The organism is Arthrobacter sp. M71 S08 (assembly GCF_059089725.1).
On sequence record NZ_JBNHEY010000001.1, the window covers coordinates 279,078 to 305,376 of the forward strand.

Sequence of the window (26,299 nt, forward strand, 5' to 3'; positions counted from 1 at the left end):
TATCCAACGACTGACTGATTGGGACGATGCGTTGATCGCTGATTTCATGACACATCGGTTCGATAGCGACCACTCGTGGGTGAATGAGGAACTCCGTCACCTCAAGGAGGATTGCGTTTCGCGGGGCAGGCCGGAGCAATATTGGAAGTGGATCAAAGAACAAACTGAAGCTTTGATTTCCGACGGGGCGCCGTGGCATCAGAACGCGGTGATGACTGAGGTCGTGCACTGCAAGTCGGTGGAGGAGCAGGGCGTTCCAGAGGCGGCCGCACACTGCAGTTCGATGCACATGAATCGCATCCTTAGCGGCACTGCTGCGGGGTTGGTTGTCGTTGTGGGAGGGAAAGCCCGCAAGGCGCTGATGGAGGCATACCCCGAGTTGGCAGCTGAGTACCCGCGCTTCGGTATCGATGAAGCGAATAGCAGGCCTGATCCTTCCCAGAACATCTTCACAATGACCCTGGGCGGCAGCACCAGGACGATTTGTTATCTCTGGCACCGCGGCGCCAGCAGCCACGGCAAGATCGCCGATCTCGCGATGTTGTATCCGGAAGACTTCGACCGATTAGCTTTGGCCGCGAACCTTCCGTCGACGGCGCCATAGCCGGTTACGCATGACAGACGCGTCGATGTAAATGGGGCATCGCCAGCTTTGTCAGTAGCGGATCGTATGGTTTGCGCATGGAATCAGCAGAGAAGAAGCCGCGGCGGAAGCGGCTCAAGAAGTGCCCGGTGTGTGGCAGCGACGCCTGGCCTATCGCCTACGGGATGGTCGGCCCGGACGCGTATGAAGAGCAGCCCGAGACATACTTCGCGGGCTGCTGCATCGAATATCAACAGCGTGTCTACCCGGCGACCGGCAAGGTTGAATACGGTTCGCCTGAATGGGCGTGCCAGAATGCCGAGTGCCGCCACCAATGGTGGTGAGCGGACCCGACTCGCATGGCCGACCAGTCACACTAGTTCGGGCGACCAGCAGAGCCAACACCAGGCGCTACACTGATGCTGCTTCAGCCCATCCAGCACTCGCCGGGTGGGCAAATCGAAAACGGCCCCGGGGGCGTTTCGAGGGTTCGAGGGGGCCGATGATCATTAAGCTTTTCAAACGTATCGCGTCTGGGGTTGTTGTCGTATTCGTCTTGGTGTTGGCCACTTTTGGGGTGGTTAATGTGCTTGGACTTCAGGGGAACCAAGCGGGCCAGATCGACCGGAGCCAGCCCGCGCTGCTGAAGTCGGTGCAAGAAATAAGCCAGTACCACGCTGCGGTGGGCAACTTCGAGGTGTTGCTCGACATCGAGGAGGATGTTGCTTGGATGCCCGAGCTAATCGCTGGACAACGGACGCTGTTTGTCGCAGCGGGCACCGTCAATTCCTATGTTGAGCTATCTGGTCTGGCCGACGATGATCTTGAGGTATCCGCGGACGGCAAGTCGGCGACAATCCGGCTGCCCGAGCCGAAACTCGACAAGCCCAACCTCAACCTTGAGCAATCATATATTCACGATCAGGACCGAGGCATCATCAACCGAATTGTCGATGCGCTCGAGACGCCCGAGCAATCGGAGCTCTACCAGCTCGCCGAAACCAAGATGGCCGCCGCCGCGGAAGAGTCAGAGCTTAGGGAGCAGGCTATCGAGAACACTGAGGCGATGCTGACCGGTATGTTCGGCTCGCTCGGAATTGACGTCACATTCGTGGAAGACGCGTCCAACTAGTCAAGCGCAGGCCGAACGACCTGGCCGACGCGTCCTCCAGCCGCGTCGGAGTCTCGTCTCCCATCCAGGCCACGTGCCCGTCGAGGCTGATCAGCTCCTCGGACGGAGCTCTGCCAGAACCGATCGCCGAAATTCCCATCCGCCGTCGCTACGCGAGGCCTCGCCCGGCATAGATGACTTGGTGGACTTGGTGGAGCAGCGCGCTGCCACAAGGTAGTGCTAGTGCGATCCGCGGGCCTTGGCTCGCGCCTTCGACATGCTCGAAGACACACTGAAATGCGTAACACCAGTCTTTCAACGTGAGAGTCGCGTAAATTCATCTTATGCATCGGAATAAGGTCGCTCGAGAGCAACAGATTGCTGTATTCGGCGAGAGCGGAAGTGGCAAGACAGTGCTTTTGTCCTCCTTCTATGGATTAGCGGTAGAGCAGCTACTCTCCGGCACTGAACAGTTTGACGTTCTCGCAGCCGACAACGCTCAAGGCCGACGTCTGCATCAGAACTATCTCGGGATGAAGAATTCCGCCGTGCTACCACTCACGAATCGATTTTCTGCAACCTCCTACGAGTTTTCGATCAAACGCAAGCCCGGGACGGCTACCAGAGCCAGGAGGGGTCCTGAGGAGTTGCGACTGGTGTGGCACGACTACCCCGGCGAGTGGTTCGAGACGGAGCCGAGCGATTCGGAAGAAGAAGAGCGCCGGATCGGCACGTTCCAAGCTCTGCTGGGATCCGATGTCGCGCTGGTTTTGGTGGATGGCCAAAAACTTCTCGACAACGTAGGCGAGGAGGAGCGATACCTCAAGCATCTTTTGACCAATCTCAGCACCCAACTGCTCAAGCTGCGTGACAACCTTCTGCAAGAGGGCAAGCCGCTCGTGACATTTCCGCGGATCTGGCTGATGGCGCTTTCGAAGGCCGATCTCCTGCCGGATATGGACGTGATCGACTTCCGAGACCTGCTCGTAGAAAAAGCTGGAGCAGAGCTGAACAAATTGCAAGGGGTAATTGCGACCTTTGTGGAAGCTCCTGAAGCGTTGTCGGTGGGGGACGATTTTGTTCTGCTTTCCTCAGCCCAGTTCGAGCCCGAAAAGATCGAGATAACTAAGCGTGTGGGGTTGGATTTGATACTGCCGATCGCGGCCATGCTTCCCTTCTCACGCTATGTGAGCTGGGCCCTCGCAATGCGAAAAGGCGCGAACGTGGCCCAGCACTTGGTGCGCGTCGCTACCCCGACGGCGGATCTGATCGGCAGGGCCGGGATTCCGGGTCTCTTAGCTCGTCTGCCTGGTCCAGTGGGCAGTGTTGCAGCCGTTATGGCTCCACGCCTCGTGCAGACAGTGCTCGAGCTCGCCGGCAACAAGGTAGAGAATTTGCATGCCGAGGCGAAGGCGAAGCACGACTTCCTTGCGGAGACGATGACAGGTTTTCAATTAGAGCTGGACCGTGGAGATGGTGAGAAGGTCCTACTGCGGAGTCGCGCGTGATGTCCGGCAGTAGTTCCGAAGACCAAGGGATTGCATTCATCTGGGCTACCCGCGGGAAGAACTGGGGCTTCCGCTTCCTACGCACTGCGGGTCGCTTGCATCCTCTCAGAATTTATGAAGCCGCATTCTCCGGTGTCGAGGACACCAGCGAAGCATTCCAGGTCAACGCAGGCACAGTTGCGTTTCGGTTCCCCGATCCGGAGGAGCGTCGCGATGCAGCCGGCAGAGTGATCCCGCACGAGTTCGTGCTATTTCCGCCACTGCCTTGCAGGGTCAGTTCACTAGAGGACGGATTCCATTTGGTCTGGCCTCTGGTGAGAGATGATTTCGCCCGTGACTGGGAGCAACCTCGTCCGCGCAGCGAAGGTTCCTAGCAATCGACGAGATACCTTTTGGACGAGCTCGTCAGTGTGAGACAGCATCGCTTGCCTGTTTCCGTCTAAACCCACAGTAAAAAAGAACTAGCGCGACCACTCATAATGCGGCAATCCACGTACGCCTTCGGGCCCGTGATCGGCACTGATCCCCCAGTAGAGCGGACCCCACGCTGGACGCACACATCGCTAGTGACCTTCGCGGCCATGAACTTAATGATCTCCGTCGACACAGCGGTGCTCATGACGGCCGTACCAAGCTCTGCCCCGCAACCTCTGCGGCCGCGCCAGAGTCATCCTAAACACGCTGCAGCATCTGGCCGGGGCAGCGGGAACAGCGATCCTCGCGTCACTCTTGGCCGTTGACGCGGTCACTGCATCGGACGGGGGAGCGGTGGAAGGTCCGGCCCAGCGTCCGGTGCCCAGGCGGAAGTTCGGTGTCGGAGTTCGGTGTCGGCGCTGTGTTCGCGCTGGTGGCCGTTCTGCTTCGACGTTCGTGCGGCGGATAACGGACGACGCCCGGGCGCTCGCCGCTAGATTGCCCGTCAACGGCGTCAACGGCGTCAACGGCGTCAGCCGCCCGGTCGCCGGACTAAACGCGACCGTGCGCCGGGGATTGTTACGGAAACCGCGGAATGACATTGCCAACCCGATCGGCGCTCTGTGGGTGGCGCCGGCGATGATGGTCCACCTCTGTGAGGCAGACGCTGCCCGGTACGGACGTCGGTATTCGAATCCGCCCCCTCGGACGGCGTAGCCACTCTTGGGTGAAGGGCTGACCACTACGGCCGAGTGCGCTGCTGCGTTCAGGGCCTGCTGGCCTACTCGCCGCCGCCGTCTGCTCCGCCGGTGTCGAAGGACGCGGGAAAGTCCGCCTCGGGGCAGGGAACCGCAGCGCCAGTGTACGTGTCACCCGACCCGCCGGCGCGCAAAGCCGCCGGGTCGTTGTAGACCGACCTTTCGCCGTCGTCGGCTGCGAAGAACGCGGCCACCGCTCCGGGTGCGATCGCCGCAGCCGCAACCGCGCGGGGAATCCGCGAGGCAGCGGGATCGGTAGAGGGATCCGACACCAACTCGACTCGGATCGGTAGGTTTGCGTCGCCGTCGTTCGCTGCCATGGTGTCCTCCGTATCGGTCGTACTCTGATGCTCCCCTATGGGGCGTAGCTGTCAATAGTCCCGGCTGGCTCAAAGCAAACAGGGCCTAGTACCCAGGTACCGCTCGCCCCAAAACAACGGCACTTGTGTCCGACGATCCCCGCACGCGGAATTCCTAATCTCGAAGAGGAACTTCATCAAGGAGTCCCACTCCCCGAAAGGAATATCTGATGAGCACCACCCGCTGGGTCCGCGCAGGTTTGTTCGCCCTGCCCGTCTACGGACTCCTTACCGCCTGGTCGTCGCTGAAGCCCCAGCCGGACCAGGAAACCGATCCCGAAGCGTGGGCCCGATTCGTCAGCGAGCCGTCCTACCTGGTCAGCCATGTGGTCGGCAGCACCGGCGGAACGATCCTGGCGATCTTCGGCGTCTTCGCGCTGGGTGCCTACCTTGCCGCCGGGAGTACCGGCAGACTGGCGTTGCCCGCGATGGTTGTCACGGTTTTGGGTCACGCACTGCTGATGGTGCCTGCGAGCCTCTCCACGTTCACAACGCCTGCTGTTGGGCGCGCGTACCTGGACGGAGTGCCAGGGGTAATGGACCTCGAGTTTCCCGACGCCATGATGTTCACGTATCTGCTCGGACTTCTACTCGCCTTCGTAGGCAGTGTGCTGCTGGGAGTGGCCGTGTGGAAATCAGACACGCTTCCTGCTTGGGCCGGCGGGCTCTGGATAGCAGGCACAGTCACCTTCTACGTCCTCGGAGCCTTGGGCATGGTCATCACCGGAGCCAGCCTCTCCACCCAGGTCCTCGGCGCACTGGTGATAGCCGCCGCAGGAGCCTGGATTGCCTACGGGGCCACGCGTCCGCAGGCAAGTTCGGCGGGTACCCACAAGGCGCAATCAAGCGCACTGTAACGAATCACCAAAGAGAAAGACGATCCAATGATCGAGGTCACCCACCTCACCAAACGGTTCGGCACAAACACCGCCGTCGACGACATCTCATTCACCGTGCAGCCCGGCAAGGTCACCGGCTTCCTCGGTCCCAACGGAGCAGGAAAAACGACGACGATGCGCGCCATCGCAGGGCTCGACCTGCCAACGGCAGGAACGACCGCCGTTAACGGCAACCGGATGAACCAGCACGCATCACCCATGCACGAGCTCGGAGTACTGCTCGATGCGAACAACATCCACCCAGGTCGAACAGCCCAGGCGCACCTGGAGGCGCTCGCGGCCACCCACGGCATCGGCCGCACCCGAGTGCTCGAGGCCCTCGACGCCACCGGACTGGCCGACGTCGCCGGCCGCAGGGCGGGGACCTTCTCACTCGGCATGCGGCAGCGGTTGGGGATCGCCGCAGCATTGCTGGGGGACCCGGCATCGTTCATCCTCGACGAACCCATCAACGGGCTCGATCCGGATGGAGTGGTGTGGGTGCGTTTGCTGCTGCGCAGGCTCGCTGACGAGGGCCGGACGGTCTTCCTGTCGTCACATCTGATGAGCGAGATGGCGCAGACCGCGGATCACCTGATTGTGATCGGCCGCGGCCGGATCATTCGGGACTCTTCCATGGCGGAGGTCCTCGATGCGGGCACCGATCAAAGCCGGGTGCTGGTCAGGGCCACCGATCCCGGCCGACTGGCCGAGGCACTGGCTGCGCCGGGCGTGACCGTCACCCGTACCGACTCCGGTGGCCTGGAAGTCACCGGGCTCGAGGCGGTTGCCGTCTCCGGCGTCGCCGCGGCACAGGGCATCCTCCTGCACGAACTCACCACCCACGCAGCCTCACTCGAAGAGGCCTACATGTCCCTCACCCGCAACGCCGTCGAGTACCAGACCCCGCTGGACAGCAAGGAGAGCACCACACCATGACAACCACAATTCCTCCACTCCGGCGGAGCCCGACCCTGGGGCACCTCCTGCGCTCAGAATGGATCAAGCTCCGCTCGTTGCGCTCCACCTACTGGGCGGCAGGGCTGACGGTGCTATCGATCTTCCTGCTGTCCTCCGGACTCATCCTGGCGCTCGCCGTGGTTCCCGCGGAGGTGAACCCGGATCCCCGCGGCGTGATCCTCGACCAGGCGGGGGGGAACCCCAGCCTTACGTCCCTCGCGTTCGGTTACGCGTTCGCCCAGTACGTGGTGGCCGTCCTCGGGGTGCTGATCATCAGCGCCGAGCGCGGACCTGGCCTGCTCAACATGACGCTGGCCGCCGTCCCGCAGCGTACCCTGGTGTATGCCGCGAAGCTGCTGGTCAGTGCGATTGCCGGCTTTGGCCTGGGTCTGGTTTCGTCGCTGGTCTCGTTCTTCAGTGTCCAACCCTTCCTGGCGCGGTTTGGTCTTGGCGCCGACATTCTGGACGTCCAGACTCTCCAGGTGATCCTCGGTGGCTCCGTCTACCTCGGTCTGATCGCGGTGCTGTCCACCGCACTCGGATCGCTGTTCAAGAGCACCGCCTCCGGTGGCGGCGTGATGCTGGGACTGCTCCTCTTCGCACCCGGGCTGGTGTCCCTCATCCCCGGAATTGGAGGGTTTATCGCCCAGATTTTGCCCTCCGCCGCCGGTAAGATGGTGTACCAGCCTGTCGATAGCATCGGCTGGCCCACGGTCCTCATCGGTCTGCTCATCCTGTTGGGCTGGGCAGTCATCTCGGCCGTCGTCGCCGGAGTGCTGTTCAAAAGAAGAGACGTCACATGACACAGGCGGGTGTTTCCCCGGTCGGCAGGGCTCAAACCTTGCCGGCCGGGGAAGCCCTGCACTCCGGGGGAGTGCCGCGGGCACGCCGCCTGCTTGAATCCAAACCCTGGCTGCTGGACAGTTTTGTCGCCCTGGCCTACACGGTGCCGTTGGTACTCAGTCGGGCCATAGGGCTCGCAACCGGTGTGCCGGGCATCAGCGCCTGGCACATCGTCGTCGCTCTGTTCACCGGAGGCGCGCTGCTGTTCAGGCGGCATTATCCGCTGACGGTGCTTGCCGTCGTCGTCGTTTTGACCACCGTGCTGACCTGGTCCCTCGATGCCGGTGTGGACATCCTCGCCGTGCCGATCGCGCTGTACGCGGTGGCCGTCTACCGTTCACCCCGGCAGGCGTGGCTCGCTACGGCGGCAGCGTTCGCCGTCGGATTCGCGGGCTTGCAGCTGTGGATTCCGGAGCTGCACACAGTGGTAGCCCAGGTCGGTGAGAACTACGACGAGTGGAACCTGCTGCTGATCTTCGCGCTGTGCATGGCCGCCGCTGTGATGTTCGGTTCCTACTCCTATGCCCGCGCCGCGCGTGTTCGAGCTCTTGTGGAGCGCGCCGAGCAGCTCGCGCGCGAGCGGGACAGCCAGGCGCAGCTTGCCACGCTCGCCGAGCGTTCCCGCATCGCCCGGGAGATGCACGACATCGTTGCGCACAGTCTCTCTGTCATGGTCGCGCTGGCGGACGGCGCCTCGGTCACCGTCGAACGGGACCCAGCGCGCACCAAGGCGGCCCTTGAGCAGTTGGGCGAAACCGGCCGATCGGCAATCGGCGACATGCGGCGGTTGCTGTCGGTCCTCGGCGAGTCATCCGAGGCAACCGGCCAACTCGAACCCGCCCCCGGAACCCGCGAGCTTTCCAGGCTCATCGAGCGGTTCCGCGCCGCCGGCCTGCCCATCCGCTACTCGGTGACCGGCGTCGCGCCCTCCGACCCCGCGCGCGAGCTGACCATCTACCGCATAGTCCAGGAAGCCCTGACCAACGTGCTGCGCTACTCGAACGAGCCGAAGACCGTGTCCGTCTCGATTGCCTACATGGCCACGGAAACGACTGTCACAGTGCACGACGACGGCCGCCACCGCACATCGCCCGCACCCTCCGTGGGAACCGGGCGGGGGATCATCGGGATGGGGGAGAGGGCCGCGCTACATGGCGGGCATGTGTCGGCCGGGCCGCTTCCCGACGGCGGCTGGCGGGTTCATGCGGTGCTGCCAATCGTGAAGGGGGAGTCATGAACACCGACGCGGACATCCGCGTACTGCTAGTCGATGACCAGCCGCTCATCCGCATGGGGTTCCGCATGGTCCTCGATAGCGAGGCAGGTATCTCCGTGGTGGGCGAGGCCGACGACGGCGCAGCCGGAGCCGCGTTCGCGGTGGAGCTGCAACCCGACGTCGTCATTATGGACGTTCGTATGTCGGGGATGGACGGGATCGAGGCGACCTCGCTGATTGTGCGGAAGTGCACCGCCACCCGGGTGATCATCCTGACCACCTTTGATCTGGACGAATATGCGTTTGCCGGTCTAAGGGCGGGAGCCAGCGGATTCCTCCTCAAGAACGCCAGACCAGCGGAGCTGACCCAGGCGATCCGGACAGTGGCAGCAGGAGACGCGGTTGTGGCTCCGCGGATCACCCGGCGCATGCTGGAACTCTTCGGGAACCGGCTGCCGGATGGTGTTCCTGAGGCCGCGCCGCGGAGGGATGCACGGCTCTCTGTGCTCACCGAGCGGGAGCTGGAGATCTTCGCCGCGTTGGGCAGGGGTCTGAACAACGCGGAAATTTCCCGCACATTCTTCCTGTCCGAGTCCACGGTGAAGACGCACGTGGGGCACATCCTGATGAAACTGAACCTCCGCGACCGGGTGCACGCGGTGGTGCTCGGCTATGAGACCGGTGTGGTCTCTGCCGGGGATACGCTGGCGCGAGCCGCGGACCGGGCGTAGCTCGCGGCCATGCCTTCCACGTCGCCGGGAGCAGGCCACGTTCCGGCCGCGCTCGAGGGCCTTTGGCGGACACCAAACCGTGGCCAGCTGGAGATCCCGAACTTCAAGCCACGGGACCAGATACGTGCTCCCTATCCGCATGCTGACAACACAGCCACACTCGCAAACACCCTTTAGTCTGAAGGTCTTGCCGCCGGTCGAAGACGGATCTATGATTCCAGTCTGATGCGCTCGTTTATGCTGTCGGTCCAGGCGATAGCTGCAATGAAATAGTTGGTCCGGCCAGTAGAGGCAATCATGGACTACAAACAATTTAAGTCCGTTCTGCCGTATGCGAGCGAGATCTTCGGCGTATACCAACCGATGATTGGTTGGAGATCAAAACGGCAGCTCTCCAACGCGGCACAGGGCAAGGGCCCACTGTTAGCGAGTCTCTTGAACAGTTACGTGGGCATTGCCGATGTCGAATTCAATGCGGACCACTACCCAGAATTGCGTAACTTTGAGCCCGGTGCCTTAGGCATGCGCCGGCTGGTTCCACAGAACGAGAGCCGGCTGATGCAGATCGTCGCGCGGAACCTGAAGGACGCTCTTGGGCCGTTCCGCATGCCCGACGCAGATGGTTGGCAGGAATTTCTTGATCCTGGAGTGTTGCAAGAGATTCTCACCGATCAGGTTTTTCCCGCTTGGCGGGAAGAAGTTACGAAGACCATTCGGGAGGCTTTCGACGTACCAAGGCTTTCAGGAGAAACTGATAACGCCTATCGCGAACGAGTGCAAGAGGAAGTTCGTTCTCGTGAAGCGCTCGGAGTGCGACAGCTGGAGCGAGAGTCAGCGATAGCGGGATTGCTGCGCGATGCGTTAGACCAAGGCTCGCATGCCATCCTCGAGGACGTATTTTATGGAACCCGCCCCAAACTGTCGCCGGAAGATCTTGGGACCGCACTTCAGATGGTGGGACCGGACTCGACCGATCCGTTTGCTAGCTTCGATCCGAAGTCCGATCTGAAAGATGTCACTCTGTCTCCCCTCGGCATTGTTCACCTGTTCCGACAATACTTTTACGAGTTCGGCACCTTCTTAGGCCCTCCCACCAGTCACGTCTGGCTCAGTCCCGGGTCCACCGTTGAACTCATCGAGACCAGCACGCGGAAGACAGTGACCGAAAGGGCGGTAGAGACGGTATACGAGTCCATCGTGAAGTCTGAGCGGGCGGTCACGGAGCAGGACGATGTCAGCGAGGCTATCAAGCAGGATAATCGCGACGACACCAAGATCGGATTCTCGACCACAGCCACCCAGTCTTGGGGGACTGGGGACGTAACCGCGACCGGCAGCCTGAACCTGGACCGGACGCAGCAGACGGCCCGGGAACAGTCGCACAAGCGGATGCGTCAACAGAGTGAAAAGTTATCCACGGAAATCCGCGAAAACTTCAAAACTACGTTCCGCACCGTCACCGAAGTTACCGACGTGTCCAGTAAGCGCTATGTCCTTGCCAACGACACGGGGCACCTCATCAACTACGAGCTGCGCAGGAAAATGCGCCGAGTGGGCGTGCAAGTGCAGGATATCGGGACATACCTGTGCTGGCAGACGTTCGTGGACGAACCGGGCAAAGCCCTCGGGCTGGCTAATCTTGTGCATATTGCAGAGCCAGCCGATTTGGTTCCGCAACCGAACACGAAGGAAATCCCCTATCCACCGCGCCTGGTGAAGACTTTCCAGGCAAACGCAGTATGGAACTTCGGCGATACACGTAAACGAAATCACTTGGACCTGGGGTTCATCCCGCTCAATACGGTAGAGCTGCCGATTCAACTTGAACCGGGCTACCAGATCGACCGACCTGCCAACGACGTCGTTCCTCTTGGTGTGACGGCCTTCGCAGGGGAAGACGCTGGTGCCCCATTCGCCATGACCGGACGCTTGAGCGGAACTAATCAATTGCTGATCGGGGTGGTGGCTGGATCCAACGGCATTGAATGGGACAAACGGATCGATATCACTGTTGTGGGGGAAATCGCCATGTCTCCTACGCCGCAGAAAATTGCTGACATTGATGCAGCAAATGCCAAGATTGTCTCCGATCGCGCCGCGGCCACCAGGGAAGAGGAACGAGCCACTCAGGAAGCGTTCCACAAAGCGGCCAAGGAACGAATCGAACAAGCCGCAGCAGTAAAGTCGCGCAAGTTCGAGGATCTGCGGGAGGAAGAGCGCACGGTGGTTTACCGTGCCCTGATTCAGGACCTAATGACTTCCAAGCTTTACAATCTGCCGGACGCTTCCCTTCCACTGGAAGCAGTGGAAAAGAATCGTGAACTGCGCCATGTATTATCCGAGCTAATCAACTCCGTGTTCGACATCGACAAGATGCTGTATTTTGTGGCCCCAGAATGGTGGAAACCGCGCAAACATTACAGCCAATACCTCGGTAAGAAGAGCTCTAGTGGCATCGGCAAGAAGCTTCGCGCCAGCCACGGGGTGTTGGGCAATGACCTGGTAGTGAACTGGTCTGATAACGAGGTGCGAACCGATAACTACTACATCACCAACGAATCAGAACCGGCCACCCTCGGCAGCTCGTTGGGCTGGCTTCTACAGCTAGATGGGGATAACCACCGCAACGCATTCCTCAACGCGCCTTGGGTCAAGGCCGTCATCCCGATCCGTCCAGGTAAGGAGCAAGCAGCCATCAGCTGGTTGCAGAACGTGAAAGTCGAAGGCACCGACGGTCTGGATAAGCCCTACGCGGCCCCAGCGCAGGAACTGGCAGCGATCCGTGCCGAGCTGCTCGCAGCCAATCCGCTAGACCAGGTACTCGACCCGCCGACAATCGGAGATGCCATCCGGTATCTATGTCTAGTGGTGGCACGTAAACACGCGGAGTCGGTAGAGGTGAAAAAGTTCCCGGCAGCGGCGGAGATCCACGACGATGACAAGGTGTCTGCCACACCTGTAGAGAAGGTCTACGAGCACGGTTTCTACCCCTTGCAGGGCGGCTTCCGAATCAATCCACAAGAGCCGGATCCGAACGATCCGCAACGCCACTTCGCGCTCTTCGATCAGTGGATGGAGATCCTGCCAACTGACCAGATCGTACCGGTTGAGGTGGCATACAACGCAGCGGACGGACAACAAATCGCGGTGCCCGAACGTCCTGACGAACCCCCGCCGCCGGAGCCTTGACCAGTGGGAGATCCAAGCTACCGTCGGACTCCTGGCGCGCTGGCATTCGACGCGTTCTACTGGGACGAATGGGGCGTCGTCAACGGCGCGCCTAACTGCACAGTCAATCAGCCCGAACGCCAGGGGTTCCACAAGAACACTTTCACGTCCGTCTTCACCAGAAACTCGAAGCTGGTTGAGATAGCGCAAACCTTTCAGGCACCGTTTCGCAACGTGGCCAACCCGCGAACCAATCCTGGCTTGAAGGATAAATCCAACCCCGTCCCAGCCGGCGCCCCCGACCGATTCACAGCCCATGTCTATGTCAACGATTCAGTCCTCACCTACTGGCAACAGGCACTGCAGTCCGGACGCTGGACGGACCCCGTGTTTTTGACCCTCTACTTCGGAGTGGGAACAGAGCTCAACAGACACGGACTACGCTCCTTCTTCCAGAAGGCGGGTGGACTGCGGGCCATCATCCAAATTCCGGGAATTGAGCCGAAACCCCGCGAGCCGAGGTTCGGAGTGTGCCCCAATACCGCGGAAATCTCGAAGATACTGAAAGACTTCTTCGGTCTCGTTGTGCCGTACAAGATCAAGGTGCTCGCCGCGTTCAGTACCGGCTCGTGTGGACTGAACCAAGCGCTACTCAATGAACTCGTAGAGCTTTCCGACGTTGAGCGACTCGTCTTCTACGACTGTCTGTACGCCCAACAGTGTGGCAACACCGCGACGGCGATCACCCGGCTGAAGTCCCGAGCGGGCGGGAAACTGAAGATCGTGGTCTATAAGGCGTCGGAGGGCGCAAATAGCTTCACTTCAGGAACGTCGGTTCTGCAGGTGGTAAAAGACAATCCCGGTCTGGTCGATTCACGCGGTTTGGTGGAAAACCTCTATCAGAACCCGCATTACATCGCCCTGGTCATATTCCGCGCCCTCGAAGCGGCCGTTCTCGACGGCGTAGTGAGCTTGGATTCAACCACCCGGCCGCGGTTCGAGGCCCTGCGCGCGGTTCTGGCCGCCGTCCCCCGAGGAACTATGGTGTCGAACAAATCATGCTTCAGCTTCGTCTATGGCAACTCGGGAAGCACTGGAATTACATACTTCGAGGACTGGTCGCGAACTCACGCCAAGACCTTATCGGGGTTCTATGACAAGGTAGGGCGCACTTCGGCTGTCGGGTCCTTCCGGCAATTGCTGTGGGGCAACTCGCTGCCCGGGTGGCCAGGCGGCGACGGTGAAGACAAGCACGATCTACTTCTGCCCGAGTTCGGATGGGAATACCTGCCGGCGTAATGTGCGCTTGTGACCCCCGGCGCAAGTATCCGACCAGATTCTGAACACGCAAGACCGGCGAGCAACTTGTTGGTTCACTAGCATCAGCGCACCGGAAGGATTCTATGGTGGTGCTGCTGCCCTTATGTTGCTACCGGGTGAAGCCCGCGACTGTTTGCCGCCATCAGCCGGTTACCGTGTCGCCGTGCCGGTGGGCGACCTTCCAGGCACCGTCCTCGCGTCGATAAATCTGCGTTACCCGGAGCACATAGCTGCGAGGTTCGCCGTCGACCGAGGCTGAAGTATGTTCCAATCCCGCTGTGTATGCCATGTCACCCACGACGTCGTAGGCGAGCAACTCGAATCTGTACGAGTTGCAGTCGGAGAACTGCTGGGCAAGGCCGGTGAACAATTCGGTTAGTTCCTGCTGTCCGAAGGCATTGCGCCACGCGCCCAGGACACTCACGGGTTCGTTGCGCGACCAGAGCGCCCTGCGCGGGCCGGCATCGCCATTGTGCATAGCGAGTTCGGCGTCGTGCAGCTCGGTCTTCACCCAGTTCAGGAAATCGGCACGGTCGCTCATGCCACCAGTATGCTCCGAGCACCGCAGCCACTGCGAGGTCCCGGCCGGGTTAGGTCTCATATCTGCATTGCCACGTGACGACTGAGGCTAAATGATGAAACGCAAACCAGGCAAGGCACATTGAGAATGCGAGGTCTCACAGGTATGGCTACCCCGGAAGAGTTCTACGACACCCTCGCGTCTGAGTATCATCTGCTCTTCGATAACTGGTGGTCGGCGGCTCAGTGGCATGGGCGAGTGATAGCTGACATTCTCGCGCAGCGGGGGATCATCGCGGGGCCTCTGTTGGATTGCACGTGCGGCATCGGCACCCAGGCCCTGCCGCTGGCATCGCTGGGATATTCCGTGACAGCCACCGACGTCAGCCATGTGGCAGTCGATCGTGCCCGGGCGGAGGCGGCCGCGCGGGGAATCGACGTCGATTTCGGGTTCTGCGACATCCGCGACGTCCGTGACCACGTCAAAGGGAGCTTTGACGTGGTCATTTCCTGCGACAACGCGCTACCGCACCTGCTGAATGACGAGGACCTGGAACGTGGCTTGCGCAGTGTCCGTGCGTGCCTGCGACCGGGCGGGCTGTTGCTCGTCTCCCTTCGCGACTATGACGCGTTGAAACGCACTCGGCCCGATGGGGTGCCGATTTCGGTCCACGGGGAAGTCCGGTCACGGCATGGGTCAGGTCAGGCTTGGCGGTGGTCGCTGGATGCGGCGTACGTCGACATCGAGTTGTTCATCTTCAGCGAAGACGCGGCCGGATTATGGCGAGCTCGCTCAGGTACGACGCGTTACCGAGCTCTGCAACGCACGGATCTTGAAAACCTGCTGATCGGGGCCGGTTTCACCGCAGTCGAATGGCTCATGCCTGACGTGAGCGGCTACTACCAGCCAATCGTGCTCGCGAAGGCCTGATCCTGACCTCGGGACAGAACCAATCAGAGCTTGGCGTTGTCGGTAGGACTGGACAGGCGGGGTTACCGGGAACAAGATCGGCGTATGACTCTTTCGCCGCAGGAGACCGTTCTCGAATTCATTCGTGCTTTCCGCGAACAGGACGCCGGTCTCGCTCTGTCGCTGACGTCGGACGACTTCACCTTCACCAGCCCGCAGGATGACCACCTCGATCGAGACACCTGGCTGGAGCGGTGTTTCCCAACGGCTGACCACTTCGATTCACCGCCTACAACCCTGCAGATCGTCGAGGTTGGCAGTGTCGTGCTTCACCGGTACGAGTACAACGTCGCCGGACGCACCTACCGTAACGTCGAAGCCACCCGGGTGCAGGACGGACTGGTCCGCGAAGTCGAGGTGTATTTCGGGGGAGCCGTATAATCAGAAATTCCCAAGGGGCCGGGTGATTACTGGTATGGAACGCACCCACTTCTTTAGGAGTCCGTCATGGCCTCGGTACTTGTTTGTTCCTGCCCCGTCACCGGGCACGTCGTCCCGATGCTCGCGGTCGCTACCGGGTTGGTGAACCGCGGCCACACCGTCCGTTTCCTCACCGGTCAGCGCTACGCTTCCCGCGTCGCCGCCGCCGGAGCGGCGTTTCTCCCGCTGCCGGTCGAAGCCGACTTCGATGACACCAACCCCGACGAGGAATTCCCCGGCCGCGTTGGCCTCAAGGGCCCGAAAGGCATCCGGTACGACCTCACCAACATCTTCATGCGCCCGGGTAAAGCCCAGTACGACGCCGTCCAGTCGGCCCTTGGTGCTACGCCCACCGACGCTGTGGTTTCGGATCCCCTTTTCATGGGTGCTGCCCTGATGCTCAACACTCCGCGAGCTAACCGCCCGGCTATCGTGAGCTGCGGCATCACGCCTCTCACCCTCGCCAGCCGCGATACCGCCCCCTTCGGGCTCGGTATCCGACCGATGCCCGGACCCATTGGTCGCATCCGCAACCGCGCAATGAAGGGGGTGACCGAGAAGGTGATCTTCGGGCCGGTGCAGAAGTACGCGAACGAAGTGGCACGCAGCGTGACACGCAAGGGTTTCCCCGGTTTCTTCATGGACTGGCCGCGCCGGGCCGACATTCTCGCTCAGTTCACCGTCCCCGAGTTCGAGTACCCGCGTTCAGACCTCCCGGACAATGTTCACTTCGTCGGCCCGGTTTCGCAGGGCGGCGGCAAGGACTCGGAAGACGTGGCGCTGCCCGAGTGGTGGGACGATCTAGACGCGGGCCGTCCCGTCATCCACGTCACCCAGGGCACAGTCGCCAACCGCGAATATAACTACCTCATCCGCCCCACCATTGACGGCCTCGCGAACGACGACGTTCTCGTCGTCGTCAGCACCGGTGGCCGCCCCGAAGACACACTCACCGGACCGCTGCCCGACAACGTCCGGGTCTCTTCCTACCTCCCGTACGACGAGCTCCTCCCGAAGACCAGCGTCCTCGTGACCAACGGCGGTTATGGGGGAGTGCAGTTCGCTCTGCGGCACGGTGTGCCGCTGGTGGTGGCCGGCCAGAGCGAGGAGAAGACGGAGGTGTGTGCCCGCGTCGCGTGGTCAGGTGCCGGTATCAATCTGCGCACCAACCGTGCCAAGCCCGACGACGTCGCCAAGGCCGTGCGCAAGGTCCTCGCCGATCCTTCCTACCGGGAGGCTGCGGGCCGGATCGGCAAGGCGATCAAGGCGTCGCGCGGAGTCGATGCGCTGGTGGACCTGGTGGAGAAGGAAGTTCAGCCAACGCGGTGACGCCGGCTGCGGGTCACGACGAGCGTTGGCCTACAAGTGCTTCCGAGGAATCGAGACCAGCCGCAAGGCGCCGTCGTTTAATCCTTCGCTGCGCACTTGGCGAGGGGATTCGGGCTCCCTTGGAACGGTTGCATGTGCTGCACGCCGCGACGAAGTTCTGAAGGCTAGTCGACCCACCCTTCGACCACGGATAGAAGTGGTCCCCGTGCTCAGCCGCTCGTGAACACCGGCGCGGACCTACGCCCAACTCACATTGTCCGCCTGCTCGAGCCATGCCTTCACGCCGCTGCTGCTTCGTGAAGCGCCGAACTGGATCGCGACGTCGGGCATCGCGCGAGGTAATGATCGCCGCAGTAATCCCAAGCGCCAGCAGGATGAGGGCAGGGGTCGAAACTGCCGCGAGCACTTGCTGACCGAGGGAAAGCAGAACATCCGATGCCGCGGAGACTCCCGAAGCACCGGAGGGAGGCGGGGAAACAAACGAGCTGCTGAGGAGGGGGCTGACGATAGACCCGCCGAGCCAGAGAACGACGACCAAGTAACTCAGCTTCAGGAGCTTTCTCGACCAATAGATACGACCTAGCTCGCTCACTGCTCCGCGCCATGCATTTCGTAATCTCCCCCATAGATCGACAGCAATAATTAGAGCACTAAGTGGGACCGAAGCCATCAATTCTCGCTCACCCCGCCGCGCGCCACCTCCGACGCCTTGACACCACGGCCAAGTTCCAGCCGAACCGTTACCGTGCGCCGCGAAAACCATCACGGCGCACGGTAAACACGACTAGCTCCGCGCGGATTCCTTCTCGCGGTCGTCCTTCTCCCGGCGGGTCGGCTCATAGGACTCCCAGAAGGTGGCCCCGGTGATGCCGAGGGGCCTCGGGTCGAACACCGGGTCGAGGCCGAGCTTCTTCTGCGCCTCGAAGTCCTTGAGCGCCTTGAAAGCGGGCTTCTGCAGGATCAGGATGCCAATGATGTTCAGCCAGGCCATGAGGCCCACGCCGATGTCGCCCATCGCCCACGCGTCGGCGGCGGTGTTCACGCAGCCGTAGGCGACGGCAATGAGGATCGCCACCTGCAGGGCCATGGTGCTCACGCGGCCCACGCTGGCACGGACGCCCGGGATCATGGTGTTCGAATAGTTGCCCACGAGGAAGCGCAGGTTGGTCTCCGCCATGTAGTAGTAGGCGATGACCGTGGTCAGGCAGAAGAAGATAAGCGTGATCGCGATGAACGCGGCGCCGAAACCGGGGAACACGGAGTCGAACCCGGTCTGCACGAACTGCGGCCCTACAGTGGCGGTGGCCGACAGCAGACCGCCCTCGACGAGGACCGCCCCGTCCTCGGTGCCTCCGGAGAAGACGCGGTAGGCGCCGGTCGAGAGGATCAGGAAACCGGTAGCTGAGCATACGAACAGCGTGTCGATGTAGACCGCGAAGGCCTGCACCAGGCCCTGCTTTGCCGGGTGCGACACCTCGGCGGCGGCCGCGGCGTGCGGACCCGTTCCCTGGCCGGCCTCGTTCGAGTAGACCCCGCGCTTCACGCCCCACATCACGGCCAGGCCGATGACGGCACCGAGAGCCGAGTCCATGCCAACGGCGCTGCGGAACACCAGCGCGATGATCTCCGGCAGCTGGGCGGCATTGATGAACACGACAATCAGGGCAAGGACGATGTAGCCGACGGCCATGAATGGCACGACGAATGCCGCCACACTGGCGATACGCTTCACGCCGCCGATGATCACAAACGCCAGAGCGATGACGGAGCCGACGGCAACGACCAACGGCGGGATGGTCCAGGCGCCGCCAATTGCGGTGGCCATCGAGTTGGCCTGTACGCCCGGCATCAGAACGCCGGCGGCCAGAACGGTCACGGCGGCGAAGACGTACCCGTAGACCTTGAAGAAGCCGGCGCCCCTGGTGTGGGCGAACGCTCGGGAGAAGTAGTAGGCCGGGCCGCCGCGGTACTCGCCGGTCAGCGGGTCGCGGGTCTTGTAGATCTGGCCGAGGGTCGACTCGATGAATGACGTCGATGCGCCCAGGAAGGCGACCACCCACATCCAGAACAGGGCGCCGGGCCCGCCGAAGGCAATCGCGGTGGCGACGCCTGCGATGTTGCCGGTGCCGACACGGCCGGACAGGGACATAGCGAGAGCCTGGAACGAGGAGACGCCCGAGGGGGACTGCTCACCCCGAACCAGTTGCTGAATCATTCCCTTGACGTGCCGCACCTGCAGGAAACGCGAACGGACGGAGAAGTAGACGCCGGTCGCGAGGCAGAGATAGACGAGCCAGTCGCTCCAGATAACACCATTGATAGCTGACAAAACACCGCTCATGAGTGTGGGATCCCTCCAGGAAAGAGCGTGAATGATGCGGTGGGTGCCGCCGTCGTCGGTGGACGTAAGTGGCGGGCACCACACCAAAACCTGTGAAGGTTCTCACAAAGCACTGGTGTTCGTCCATTCGGGGATTTCCCACACACGCAATCGGCCCACCTCCTGGGAAGGAGGTGGGCCGAAGGCAAGCTGGAGCTTGAGGGTTACCGGTTGTCGACGAGGTTGGCCTTGTCGACCTTGCGGTGGAAGCGCATACCGGCCAGCCCGCCGAGGATCGCTCCGACGAGGGCTACGACCGCAGCAATGATCGCGGAAATGATGCCCGCCGTGGTCAGGTTCTCCGCGTTGGGGATCTGCGGGAACGTGTTGAGCTGAGCGAGAATGTTGAACTGGTCGCCTGCGATCGCACCGAGGATGCCGACGATAATCGCGATAACGATCGCCCACACCCACACGGCGATGCCCTGCTTCATACCGTTGAAGCGAGCCATTCGCCCGGCGACGTAACCGCCGCAGAAGTAGGCGAGGAAGAGGATCACGGCCAGGATGATCGCGCCGATGATTCCGGCGGTTTGCGGGTCCTGCGTGGCTTCGCCCGCCACGTTCGTGTTGGTTGCATTGCCGATGACTGCGCCAAGTGCTGCGGCCAGTGCGGTCAACAGCACGCCGGTTCCGGTGGCGGTGAGCCAACCGAAGAAGGCCGAGCCGATCTTGATGCCGCCGAACTCTTCCTTTTCGCGTTCCAGCAGGTGGTCCTGCTGGTCCCGGTCGATGTCGGTGCGCCGGGTGGTGTCCCGGTCGATACCGTCTGATCCGCTACGGGCGGATCCTGCGCTGGTGCTCATGGTCTCTCCTGAGGTCTGTCTTCGTGCGAGCGATGGGGAGCGATTGTTAGCGTCCCTTGCGGACTTCGACGTCGTCAGTGTCGATCTGCTCCTTGCGGACTTCCTCGGTGACAGTCTGCTGCTCGGTGACGGTTTCCTTGTCCAGGCGGACCCGCTCGACAGGTACGGTTTCCTTCTCGATGACGGGGCGCTCCTCGTGGAGGACGACCTCGTGCTCTTCCTCGCTGATGGCGGGGCCGGCGAGGGCTTCATCCCGGTTGGCGTCGGTGATCGGTTCACGCTCGATGCGGACCTCTTCGCGCTGGACCGGGACCGTCTTGGTGACGTTCTCCGTGACGATGAACTTGCGCAGTCGGGCACGTCCGGCTTCGCGGCGTTCGGTTCCTACGCGGAGCTGCTCTTCCGAGCGGGTCATTGCATCGTCGGTGGTCGGGCCGGAGGTGTCGTGGCCGACGGTGGCGCGGTCGGACTCGTAGTTACCGGTGGTTCCGGCGGTGTAATCGGCGGTGTCGTAGTTGCCGGTTGAGAGGCCGTAGTAGCGGTAGAGCTCGGCCTCTTCCTGCCCGCTCAAGTGACCGTCGGGAGCAACGTTGGGTGCGTCCTTGATCTTGGCCTTGGAGTATCCGACGCGGACGTCGTTGCCCTCAAGCGTTGCGCCCTCGAGCGGCGCGAAGGACTCGTTCGTGCCGAAGAAGCCGGTATTGACGGTGGCCCAGGTGGGGCTGCCGGTGTGATCATCGACGTAGATCTGGCCGACCGAGCCGACGCTGCTGCCGTCGTTATCGATGACTTTGCCGCCGGATTCGAGGATCTGGGAAATGTGGTCCTGGGAAATCATGATGTTCTCCTTCGTGAGATAGCAAGCATGCTGATTACTAGGCTACCTTACAAATGGCCGGAGTGTCTTTCCGGAGGATGACTGGGACAAGCCTCCGCCGTCGTCGGCTTCTGATCGCGTACTGATAAAGTCGGTACAAAGTAATGCCGTCCCGCCGGCGCTGATTCAGCGCGGGCTGCCGGCCCCAGCAGGGCGTCCACGCCACGAAGCACCTTACCGCCGGTATTTGAGCTCCGGGTTCGCGCCCGACATAGAGATCGGATCCCATGACCAGGACTTCACGCCACTCCTCAGGACGAGCAGGCCAGACACCTCCCAAGCTGGACAGGGGTGCCATGCGCATCGTTGCGCTGGGTGGCCTCGAGGAAATCGGCCGCAACATGACCGTGTTCGAGTTCGGCGGCAAGTTGCTGATCATGGACTGCGGGGTCCTCTTCCCGGAGGAACACCACCCGGGGGTGGACCTGATCCTCCCGGACTTCTCCTACCTGCGGGACCGCCTCGATGACATCGTCGGCCTGGTGTTGACCCACGGGCACGAGGACCACATCGGCGCTGTGCCCTACCTGCTCCGCGAGCGGGCCGATATCCCCATCATCTCCGCGCGTCTGACGCTGGCCTTCATCAAGACCAAACTGCAGGAACACCGCATCACCGCCAAGACCGTGCAGGTGAAGGAGGGTGACCGAAAGAAGTTCGGGCCCTTCGACCTCGAATTCCTTGCGGTGAACCACTCCATCCCGGACGGTCTCGCGATGGCCATCCGCACCCCCGCCGGACTCGTCCTGGCCACGGGTGACTTCAAGATGGACCAGTTCCCGCTGGACGGCCGGATCACCGACCTGGCCGGCTTCGCCCGCCTCGGCGAGGAGGGCGTGGACCTCTTCCTGCCCGACTCCACCAACGCCGACGTCCCCGGCTTCCAGATCTCCGAGCAGGACCTCGCGCCGGCCATCGACGAGGTGCTCCGCACTGCCCCGCGCCGGATCATCGTCTCCAGCTTCGCCAGCCACATCCACCGCATCCAGCAGGTCATCGATGCCGCGCACCTGTACGGCCGGAAGGTGGCTTTCGTGGGCCGCTCCATGGTCCGGAACATGAAGACTGCGCGCGAACTCGGGTACCTGACGGTGCCGCGCGGCCTGCTGGTGGACTTCAAGGAACTCGACAAGATGGATCCGAAGAAGGCCGTCATCATCTGCACCGGATCGCAGGGCGAACCGATGGCTGCACTGGCACGCATGGCGAGCCAGGACCACATGATCGACCTGACCCAGGGCGACACAGTGCTGCTGGCCAGCTCGCTGATTCCGGGCAACGAGACCTCCATCTACCGGCTCATCAACGACCTCACCAAGCTCGGCGCCAACGTGGTGCACAAGGGCAACGCGAAGGTCCACGTGTCCGGTCACGCCAGTGCCGGCGAGCTCGTCTACTGCTACAACCTCGTGCGTCCCCGCAACGTCATGCCGGTACACGGTGAGCACCGCCACCTGAAGGCGAACGCCGAGCTGGCTATCCGGACCGGTGTGGAGCCGAAGAACACCCTTGTTGTCGAGGACGGCACCACCATCGACCTCAAGGATGGCGTAGCGCGCGTCTCCGGCAAGGTCACCGCGGACTACGTGTACGTCGAGAACATGGTGGCCGGCGCCGCGACCGAGGAGTCCCTGCAGGACCGCATCCGCCTCGCGGAGGACGGTGCGCTCACCGTGCTGGCCATCGTCAACCCGGACACCGGCAAGCTGGAGGAGGACCCCGAGTTCTTCCCCGTGGGCTGGGCCCCGAAGGACGGCGAGCTGGACAAGGCGACCGACATCGTCGAGAAGACTCTCGCCGGGATCAAGGGCGAAAAGACCGGTCCGGATGCGGAACGCGCCATCGCTGACGGACTGGTCCGCTGGTCCGACCGGTCGCTGCGCCGGAAGCCCGTGGTCACGGTCATCATCGTCGACGCCTGAGTTCGGACGGTGCCGCCTGATTCGTTGGGGCGGCCCGCCTGAACCCTGCCGTTCTGATCGGCATATGCTCTTCCAATACGTTCGAACGATTGGATGCACATGAGCCGCAGTTACGTCATCGATTCGATTCCTGGCGACGGCATTGGCGTCGACGTCACCGACGTCGCGATGCAGTGTGTCGACGCCGTCGCCAGGATCTATGGCTTCGAGGTCCAGTGGCGGGTCCGCGACTGGAACAGCGACCTCTACCGTACAACGGGCCGCATGATGCCCGTCGACGGAATCGAACAGCTCAGCGACGGCGACGGCATCTACCTCGGCGCGGTCGGAACCCCGGACGTGCCCGACGACGTCACGCTCTGGGGACTGCTCATCCCCATCCGCAGGGAGTTCGATCAGTACATCAACCTCCGTCCCATGCGGCTGCTGCCTGGCGTCGTCGGTGCCATGCCCGGCATCGAGGACCTGGACATCGTGGTAGTGCGCGAGAACGTCGAAGGCGAGTACTCCCAGATCGGCGGCAGGTTCGGCACCGGAACCGACGGCGAGTTCGCGGTCCAGGAGAGCGTCTTCACCCGGCGCGGTATCGCTCGGGCGGCGCGCTACGCCGCGAACGCGGCCACCGAACGCGGCGGGCGGCTTGTCTCCGCGACGAAGTCCAACGGCATCATCCACACCATGCCGTTCTGGGATGAAGTGGTGGCCGAGACGGTCAAGGAGTTCCCCGGCGTCGTCGTCGAAAAGGTGCTCATCGATGCGCTGGCCGCCCGGGTGGTGATGAAGCCGACGAGCATCCGGACCATCGTCGCGTCGAACCTGTTCGGGGACATCCTCTCCGACCTCGTGGCGGGCGTTGCCGGATCCATCGGCATTGCGCCCAGCGCCAACCTGAACCCCGAGCGGCGGCACCCGTCGATGTTCGAGCCCGTGCACGGCTCCGCTCCGGACATCGCGGGCAAGGGGATCGCGAACCCGGTCGGCGCTCTGTGGGCGGCGGCGATGATGCTCGACCACCTCGGCGAGGCCGACGCCGCCCGCTCCCTGACCTCGGCGTTCGAGGGCACACTCGCGGACGGCACCGCGACGCCGGACCTAAAGGGTTCCGCAACCACGGCGGAGTTCGCCGCCGAGGTGCTCGCCCGCCTGTCCTAGGCGGCAGCCCTAGGCGCCGTCGCGGCCGCGCAAGAGGGATCAGATTGGACCACCCGGACCAGATCCTCGCTGGTCATCACAGGCCCGAGTCAAGAACAGGCCAGCAGCCGCCCAATGCGTGGCTCCACTCGATCCGCTCCTGTTCCAGACGGACGCTGCCGCGGCGCCGGAGTTCCTCCAAGACCTGCCATTCATCAGGCACGAGATGACTGAAGATCCCGGTTGACGGCGCTGGCTCTTCCACCCACAGATTGCGATAAGCTTCCAGCGTTTCCAGAGCCACCAGGATCGTCGAAAACGTCGTACAGTACAGGGCAGGGAAGGGCAGGTTCCTCCCCGCGTCTGGTGAACCGCATCTGCGGGCCGCCGTCATCCCTGAGGCTCCCGTGACCATCCGTGACATGACGGGCCTGTACGTCTTCCCGAACATCCTCTCTTCCCGAACACCCTTTTCGGCGTCGGGATGACTGGTGCGCAGATCAAGGACTACCTCGAGTACTCGGCCAGGTACTTCACCAGACAGTGCCCGGCGCCCGGTCGATCCCGCAACGCTTACCGATGTCATGGGCCACCTGATCGCACAGGGCACTATCGATCCGTCGGACTTCTTTGAGAAGAACTGGAGGCTCGCCCGCGAGGGCGAGCCGGTCTTCGACTAGTACTTCTGCGAATGCTGGCGAGGGCGTGACACAGAAGTAGGGCGCGGGCCATCCGACCCCCGCCCTACTTCTGTGTCGTTCTTAACCGCCGTCGCGTGAGTAGTGGAGCGGAACCTCGCCGTTGCCGAACGCACGGGTCCCCTTGAGCGTGAGCTCCAGCGTGATCCACTATCTTCGTAATCGTTTACTCTACCGCGTATCCCCAATAGGAGACCCACCCTAATTCCTGCCGAGGGTGCTTTCCCTCGCAACGAGATGAAAGCCCGCCTGCAGTTCTCTGTGCTCCACTCTTCGCCCTCTTGAACGGATGGCGCTCATCAACACATCGATTGCGGTACGAGCGATTGTGTCCATCTCAGGAGCGATGGTCGACAGGCTAGGTGTGGAAAAACGGCCATCCTGCGTGTCGTCGAACCCAATCACCAAGACATCTCCGGGCACTGAGATGCCTGCGTTGTAAAGCCCCCGCAGGGCACCGAGCGCAAGCGCGTCATTGAACCCGAACACTGAGTCGAACCGCAGGCCTGAAGCGAGAGCAGCTTCGATCGCGTGCACGCCGTCATTGCGGAGCCACCCTCGCCCGTCCAAAGCTAAGGCTGAATCGAACGGAACGTTGGCATTTGCAAGTGCGCTCTTATAGCCTTCAAACCGCAGTCCCGCTGCGCCTTCGCTCCCCGGTGGCTCGACGCCTATCGCCGCGATTCGTGTGCGACCCAAGCTGAGCAAGTGCTCCGTCGCTGCCCGAGCTCCTTCTAAGTTGGCGGCGACTACGTGGTCGTAGTTGGGATGGTGCACCCGATCCCCGAGCAGCACAATCGGAAAGTGACCGGTCCGTTCATCCAGATCTTGAGGAGTAATCGTCGAAGGGGCGAAAAGCACTCCGTCGACGAGGTGCTCCCGGGTCCCGGCGAGCAGGGATAACTCCTCAGCGCGGTCGCCCCCCGTCGTTTCGACCAGCACGGTTACGCCTACTTCTCGGCCGGCGACGATCACTGCCTGTGCCAGCTCCGCAAAATACTGCTGGTTCAAGCTGGGGATCACCAGCGAGATCATGCCCGTGCGGCCGAGGCGAAGATTTTGCGCGGCGACGTTACGGCGGTAATCGAGCGTGGCCAGAGCATTTTCCACCTTTTCGCGGGTGGCAGGACGTATGCCGTCATAGCCGCGGAGCAGGCGCGACACTGTCTGATGGGACACCCCAGCGACCCGCGCAACGTCGTAGATAGTCGCGGGCTTTCCCTCTGTCAATTCGCGAGACGCCACACCCGACCTTCCCTTACCTGAGGATTATGTCTACGCTCTGCTGGACGTTATCGATAATATCCGCCGCCCAGAACGATTGACAACCTTCGCTTTATCGATAACATTTGGGTGGTACGGAGTCCTCGACTGATCTGCGGACAACAACACTACGGC

The 26,299-nt window shown here is 62.2% G+C and carries 25 protein-coding genes; 17 read left to right on the forward strand and 8 right to left on the reverse strand.

Translation table 11 applies throughout. From position 1 onward, the window contains the following. The first annotated feature begins 79 nt into the window (after positions 1–79). The 5 genes from AC5RTB_RS01330 (at position 80) to AC5RTB_RS01350 (ending at position 4,333) form a co-directional block, all read left to right on the forward strand. Positions 80–604, forward strand: a complete 525-nt coding sequence (locus AC5RTB_RS01330; protein ID WP_494059268.1) for a hypothetical protein — start codon at positions 80–82, stop codon at positions 602–604. Between the two features lie 77 nt (positions 605–681). Continuing rightward, a complete protein-coding gene (locus AC5RTB_RS01335) occupies positions 682–927 on the forward strand; it encodes a hypothetical protein (protein WP_494059269.1) in 246 nt (81 codons plus the stop codon). A gap of 158 nt (positions 928–1,085) precedes the next feature. Beyond that, a complete protein-coding gene (locus AC5RTB_RS01340; protein ID WP_494059270.1) occupies positions 1,086–1,715 on the forward strand; it encodes a DUF4230 domain-containing protein in 630 nt (209 codons plus the stop codon). 323 nt (positions 1,716–2,038) lie between these two features. Beyond that, positions 2,039–3,202 (forward strand): TRAFAC clade GTPase domain-containing protein, encoded by a 1,164-nt coding sequence (locus AC5RTB_RS01345; RefSeq protein ID WP_494059271.1) that lies wholly within the window; start codon positions 2,039–2,041, stop codon positions 3,200–3,202. 870 nt (positions 3,203–4,072) lie between these two features. Next, positions 4,073–4,333 (forward strand): hypothetical protein, encoded by a 261-nt coding sequence (locus tag AC5RTB_RS01350; RefSeq protein ID WP_494059272.1) that lies wholly within the window; start codon positions 4,073–4,075, stop codon positions 4,331–4,333. Between the two features lie 64 nt (positions 4,334–4,397). On the opposite strand, the gene AC5RTB_RS01355 is transcribed toward AC5RTB_RS01350, so the two are convergent. Further along, positions 4,398–4,694: a hypothetical protein gene (locus tag AC5RTB_RS01355; protein WP_494059273.1), complete on the reverse strand. Its 297-nt coding sequence runs from the start codon at positions 4,692–4,694 to the stop codon at positions 4,398–4,400. Positions 4,695–4,903: 209 nt separating this feature from the next. Between AC5RTB_RS01355 and AC5RTB_RS01360 the strand changes: the two genes are divergently transcribed. The 7 genes from AC5RTB_RS01360 (at position 4,904) to AC5RTB_RS01390 (ending at position 13,828) form a co-directional block, all read left to right on the forward strand. Further along, complete coding sequence (locus AC5RTB_RS01360) at positions 4,904–5,590, forward strand: hypothetical protein (protein ID WP_494059274.1); 687 nt, start codon at positions 4,904–4,906, stop codon at positions 5,588–5,590. 27 nt (positions 5,591–5,617) lie between these two features. Next, positions 5,618–6,550 carry an ABC transporter ATP-binding protein gene (locus tag AC5RTB_RS01365; RefSeq protein ID WP_494059275.1) on the forward strand — a complete coding sequence of 311 codons (933 nt, stop codon included), beginning with the start codon at positions 5,618–5,620 and terminating at the stop codon, positions 6,548–6,550. Further along, on the forward strand, positions 6,547–7,374 hold the full coding sequence (locus tag AC5RTB_RS01370; protein WP_494059276.1) for a hypothetical protein: 828 nt from the start codon (positions 6,547–6,549) through the stop codon (positions 7,372–7,374). The genes AC5RTB_RS01365 and AC5RTB_RS01370 overlap by 4 nt, the downstream gene beginning before the upstream one ends. Continuing rightward, the gene (locus tag AC5RTB_RS01375) at positions 7,371–8,651 is read left to right on the forward strand and encodes a sensor histidine kinase (RefSeq protein ID WP_494059277.1); all 1,281 of its coding nucleotides are present in this window, start codon (positions 7,371–7,373) and stop codon (positions 8,649–8,651) included. The genes AC5RTB_RS01370 and AC5RTB_RS01375 overlap by 4 nt, the downstream gene beginning before the upstream one ends. Continuing rightward, positions 8,648–9,361, forward strand: coding sequence for a response regulator (locus tag AC5RTB_RS01380; protein ID WP_494059278.1), 714 nt, complete (start codon positions 8,648–8,650; stop codon positions 9,359–9,361). Before AC5RTB_RS01375 ends, AC5RTB_RS01380 begins: the two co-directional genes overlap by 4 nt. A 297-nt stretch (positions 9,362–9,658) precedes the next feature. Next, a complete protein-coding gene (locus AC5RTB_RS01385; RefSeq protein ID WP_494059279.1) occupies positions 9,659–12,550 on the forward strand; it encodes a hypothetical protein in 2,892 nt (963 codons plus the stop codon). Between the two features lie 3 nt (positions 12,551–12,553). Beyond that, positions 12,554–13,828, forward strand: a complete 1,275-nt coding sequence (locus tag AC5RTB_RS01390) for a hypothetical protein (RefSeq protein WP_494059280.1) — start codon at positions 12,554–12,556, stop codon at positions 13,826–13,828. Positions 13,829–13,991: 163 nt separating this feature from the next. On the opposite strand, the gene AC5RTB_RS01395 is transcribed toward AC5RTB_RS01390, so the two are convergent. Then, positions 13,992–14,390, reverse strand: coding sequence for a nuclear transport factor 2 family protein (locus tag AC5RTB_RS01395; protein ID WP_494059281.1), 399 nt, complete (start codon positions 14,388–14,390; stop codon positions 13,992–13,994). Between the two features lie 126 nt (positions 14,391–14,516). On the opposite strand from AC5RTB_RS01395, the gene AC5RTB_RS01400 reads away from it, so the two are divergent. The 3 genes from AC5RTB_RS01400 to AC5RTB_RS01410 all read left to right on the forward strand — a co-directional run bounded on the left by AC5RTB_RS01400 (position 14,517) and on the right by AC5RTB_RS01410 (position 17,087). After that, a complete protein-coding gene (locus AC5RTB_RS01400) occupies positions 14,517–15,299 on the forward strand; it encodes a class I SAM-dependent methyltransferase (protein ID WP_494059282.1) in 783 nt (260 codons plus the stop codon). An 84-nt stretch (positions 15,300–15,383) separates the two neighbouring features. Further along, positions 15,384–15,719: a nuclear transport factor 2 family protein gene (locus AC5RTB_RS01405; RefSeq protein ID WP_494059283.1), complete on the forward strand. Its 336-nt coding sequence runs from the start codon at positions 15,384–15,386 to the stop codon at positions 15,717–15,719. Between the two features lie 66 nt (positions 15,720–15,785). Next, positions 15,786–17,087, forward strand: coding sequence for a glycosyltransferase (locus tag AC5RTB_RS01410; RefSeq protein WP_494059284.1), 1,302 nt, complete (start codon positions 15,786–15,788; stop codon positions 17,085–17,087). Positions 17,088–17,100: 13 nt separating this feature from the next. Here the strand turns inward: AC5RTB_RS01410 and AC5RTB_RS01415 are convergent, their stop codons facing one another. From AC5RTB_RS01415 to AC5RTB_RS01430, 4 genes are all read right to left on the reverse strand, one after another. Continuing rightward, complete coding sequence (locus AC5RTB_RS01415; protein WP_494059285.1) at positions 17,101–17,850, reverse strand: HNH endonuclease; 750 nt, start codon at positions 17,848–17,850, stop codon at positions 17,101–17,103. A 21-nt stretch (positions 17,851–17,871) separates the two neighbouring features. After that, positions 17,872–19,428 (reverse strand): alanine/glycine:cation symporter family protein, encoded by a 1,557-nt coding sequence (locus AC5RTB_RS01420; RefSeq protein ID WP_494059286.1) that lies wholly within the window; start codon positions 19,426–19,428, stop codon positions 17,872–17,874. 203 nt (positions 19,429–19,631) lie between these two features. After that, positions 19,632–20,273, reverse strand: coding sequence for a hypothetical protein (locus tag AC5RTB_RS01425; protein ID WP_494059287.1), 642 nt, complete (start codon positions 20,271–20,273; stop codon positions 19,632–19,634). A gap of 46 nt (positions 20,274–20,319) precedes the next feature. Beyond that, a complete protein-coding gene (locus tag AC5RTB_RS01430) occupies positions 20,320–21,111 on the reverse strand; it encodes a YsnF/AvaK domain-containing protein (RefSeq protein WP_494059288.1) in 792 nt (263 codons plus the stop codon). 266 nt (positions 21,112–21,377) lie between these two features. Between AC5RTB_RS01430 and AC5RTB_RS01435 the strand changes: the two genes are divergently transcribed. Further along, positions 21,378–23,072, forward strand: coding sequence for a ribonuclease J (locus AC5RTB_RS01435; protein ID WP_494059289.1), 1,695 nt, complete (start codon positions 21,378–21,380; stop codon positions 23,070–23,072). 99 nt (positions 23,073–23,171) lie between these two features. Then, positions 23,172–24,224: a tartrate dehydrogenase gene (locus AC5RTB_RS01440; protein WP_494059290.1), complete on the forward strand. Its 1,053-nt coding sequence runs from the start codon at positions 23,172–23,174 to the stop codon at positions 24,222–24,224. A 76-nt stretch (positions 24,225–24,300) separates the two neighbouring features. Here the strand turns inward: AC5RTB_RS01440 and AC5RTB_RS01445 are convergent, their stop codons facing one another. Together AC5RTB_RS01445 and AC5RTB_RS01450 are read right to left on the reverse strand one after the other, a co-directional pair. Next, positions 24,301–24,789: a Wadjet anti-phage system protein JetD domain-containing protein gene (locus AC5RTB_RS01445; protein WP_494059291.1), complete on the reverse strand. Its 489-nt coding sequence runs from the start codon at positions 24,787–24,789 to the stop codon at positions 24,301–24,303. A 313-nt stretch (positions 24,790–25,102) separates the two neighbouring features. Beyond that, positions 25,103–26,146 carry a LacI family DNA-binding transcriptional regulator gene (locus AC5RTB_RS01450; RefSeq protein WP_494059292.1) on the reverse strand — a complete coding sequence of 348 codons (1,044 nt, stop codon included), beginning with the start codon at positions 26,144–26,146 and terminating at the stop codon, positions 25,103–25,105. Between the last annotated feature and the right edge of the window lie 153 nt (positions 26,147–26,299).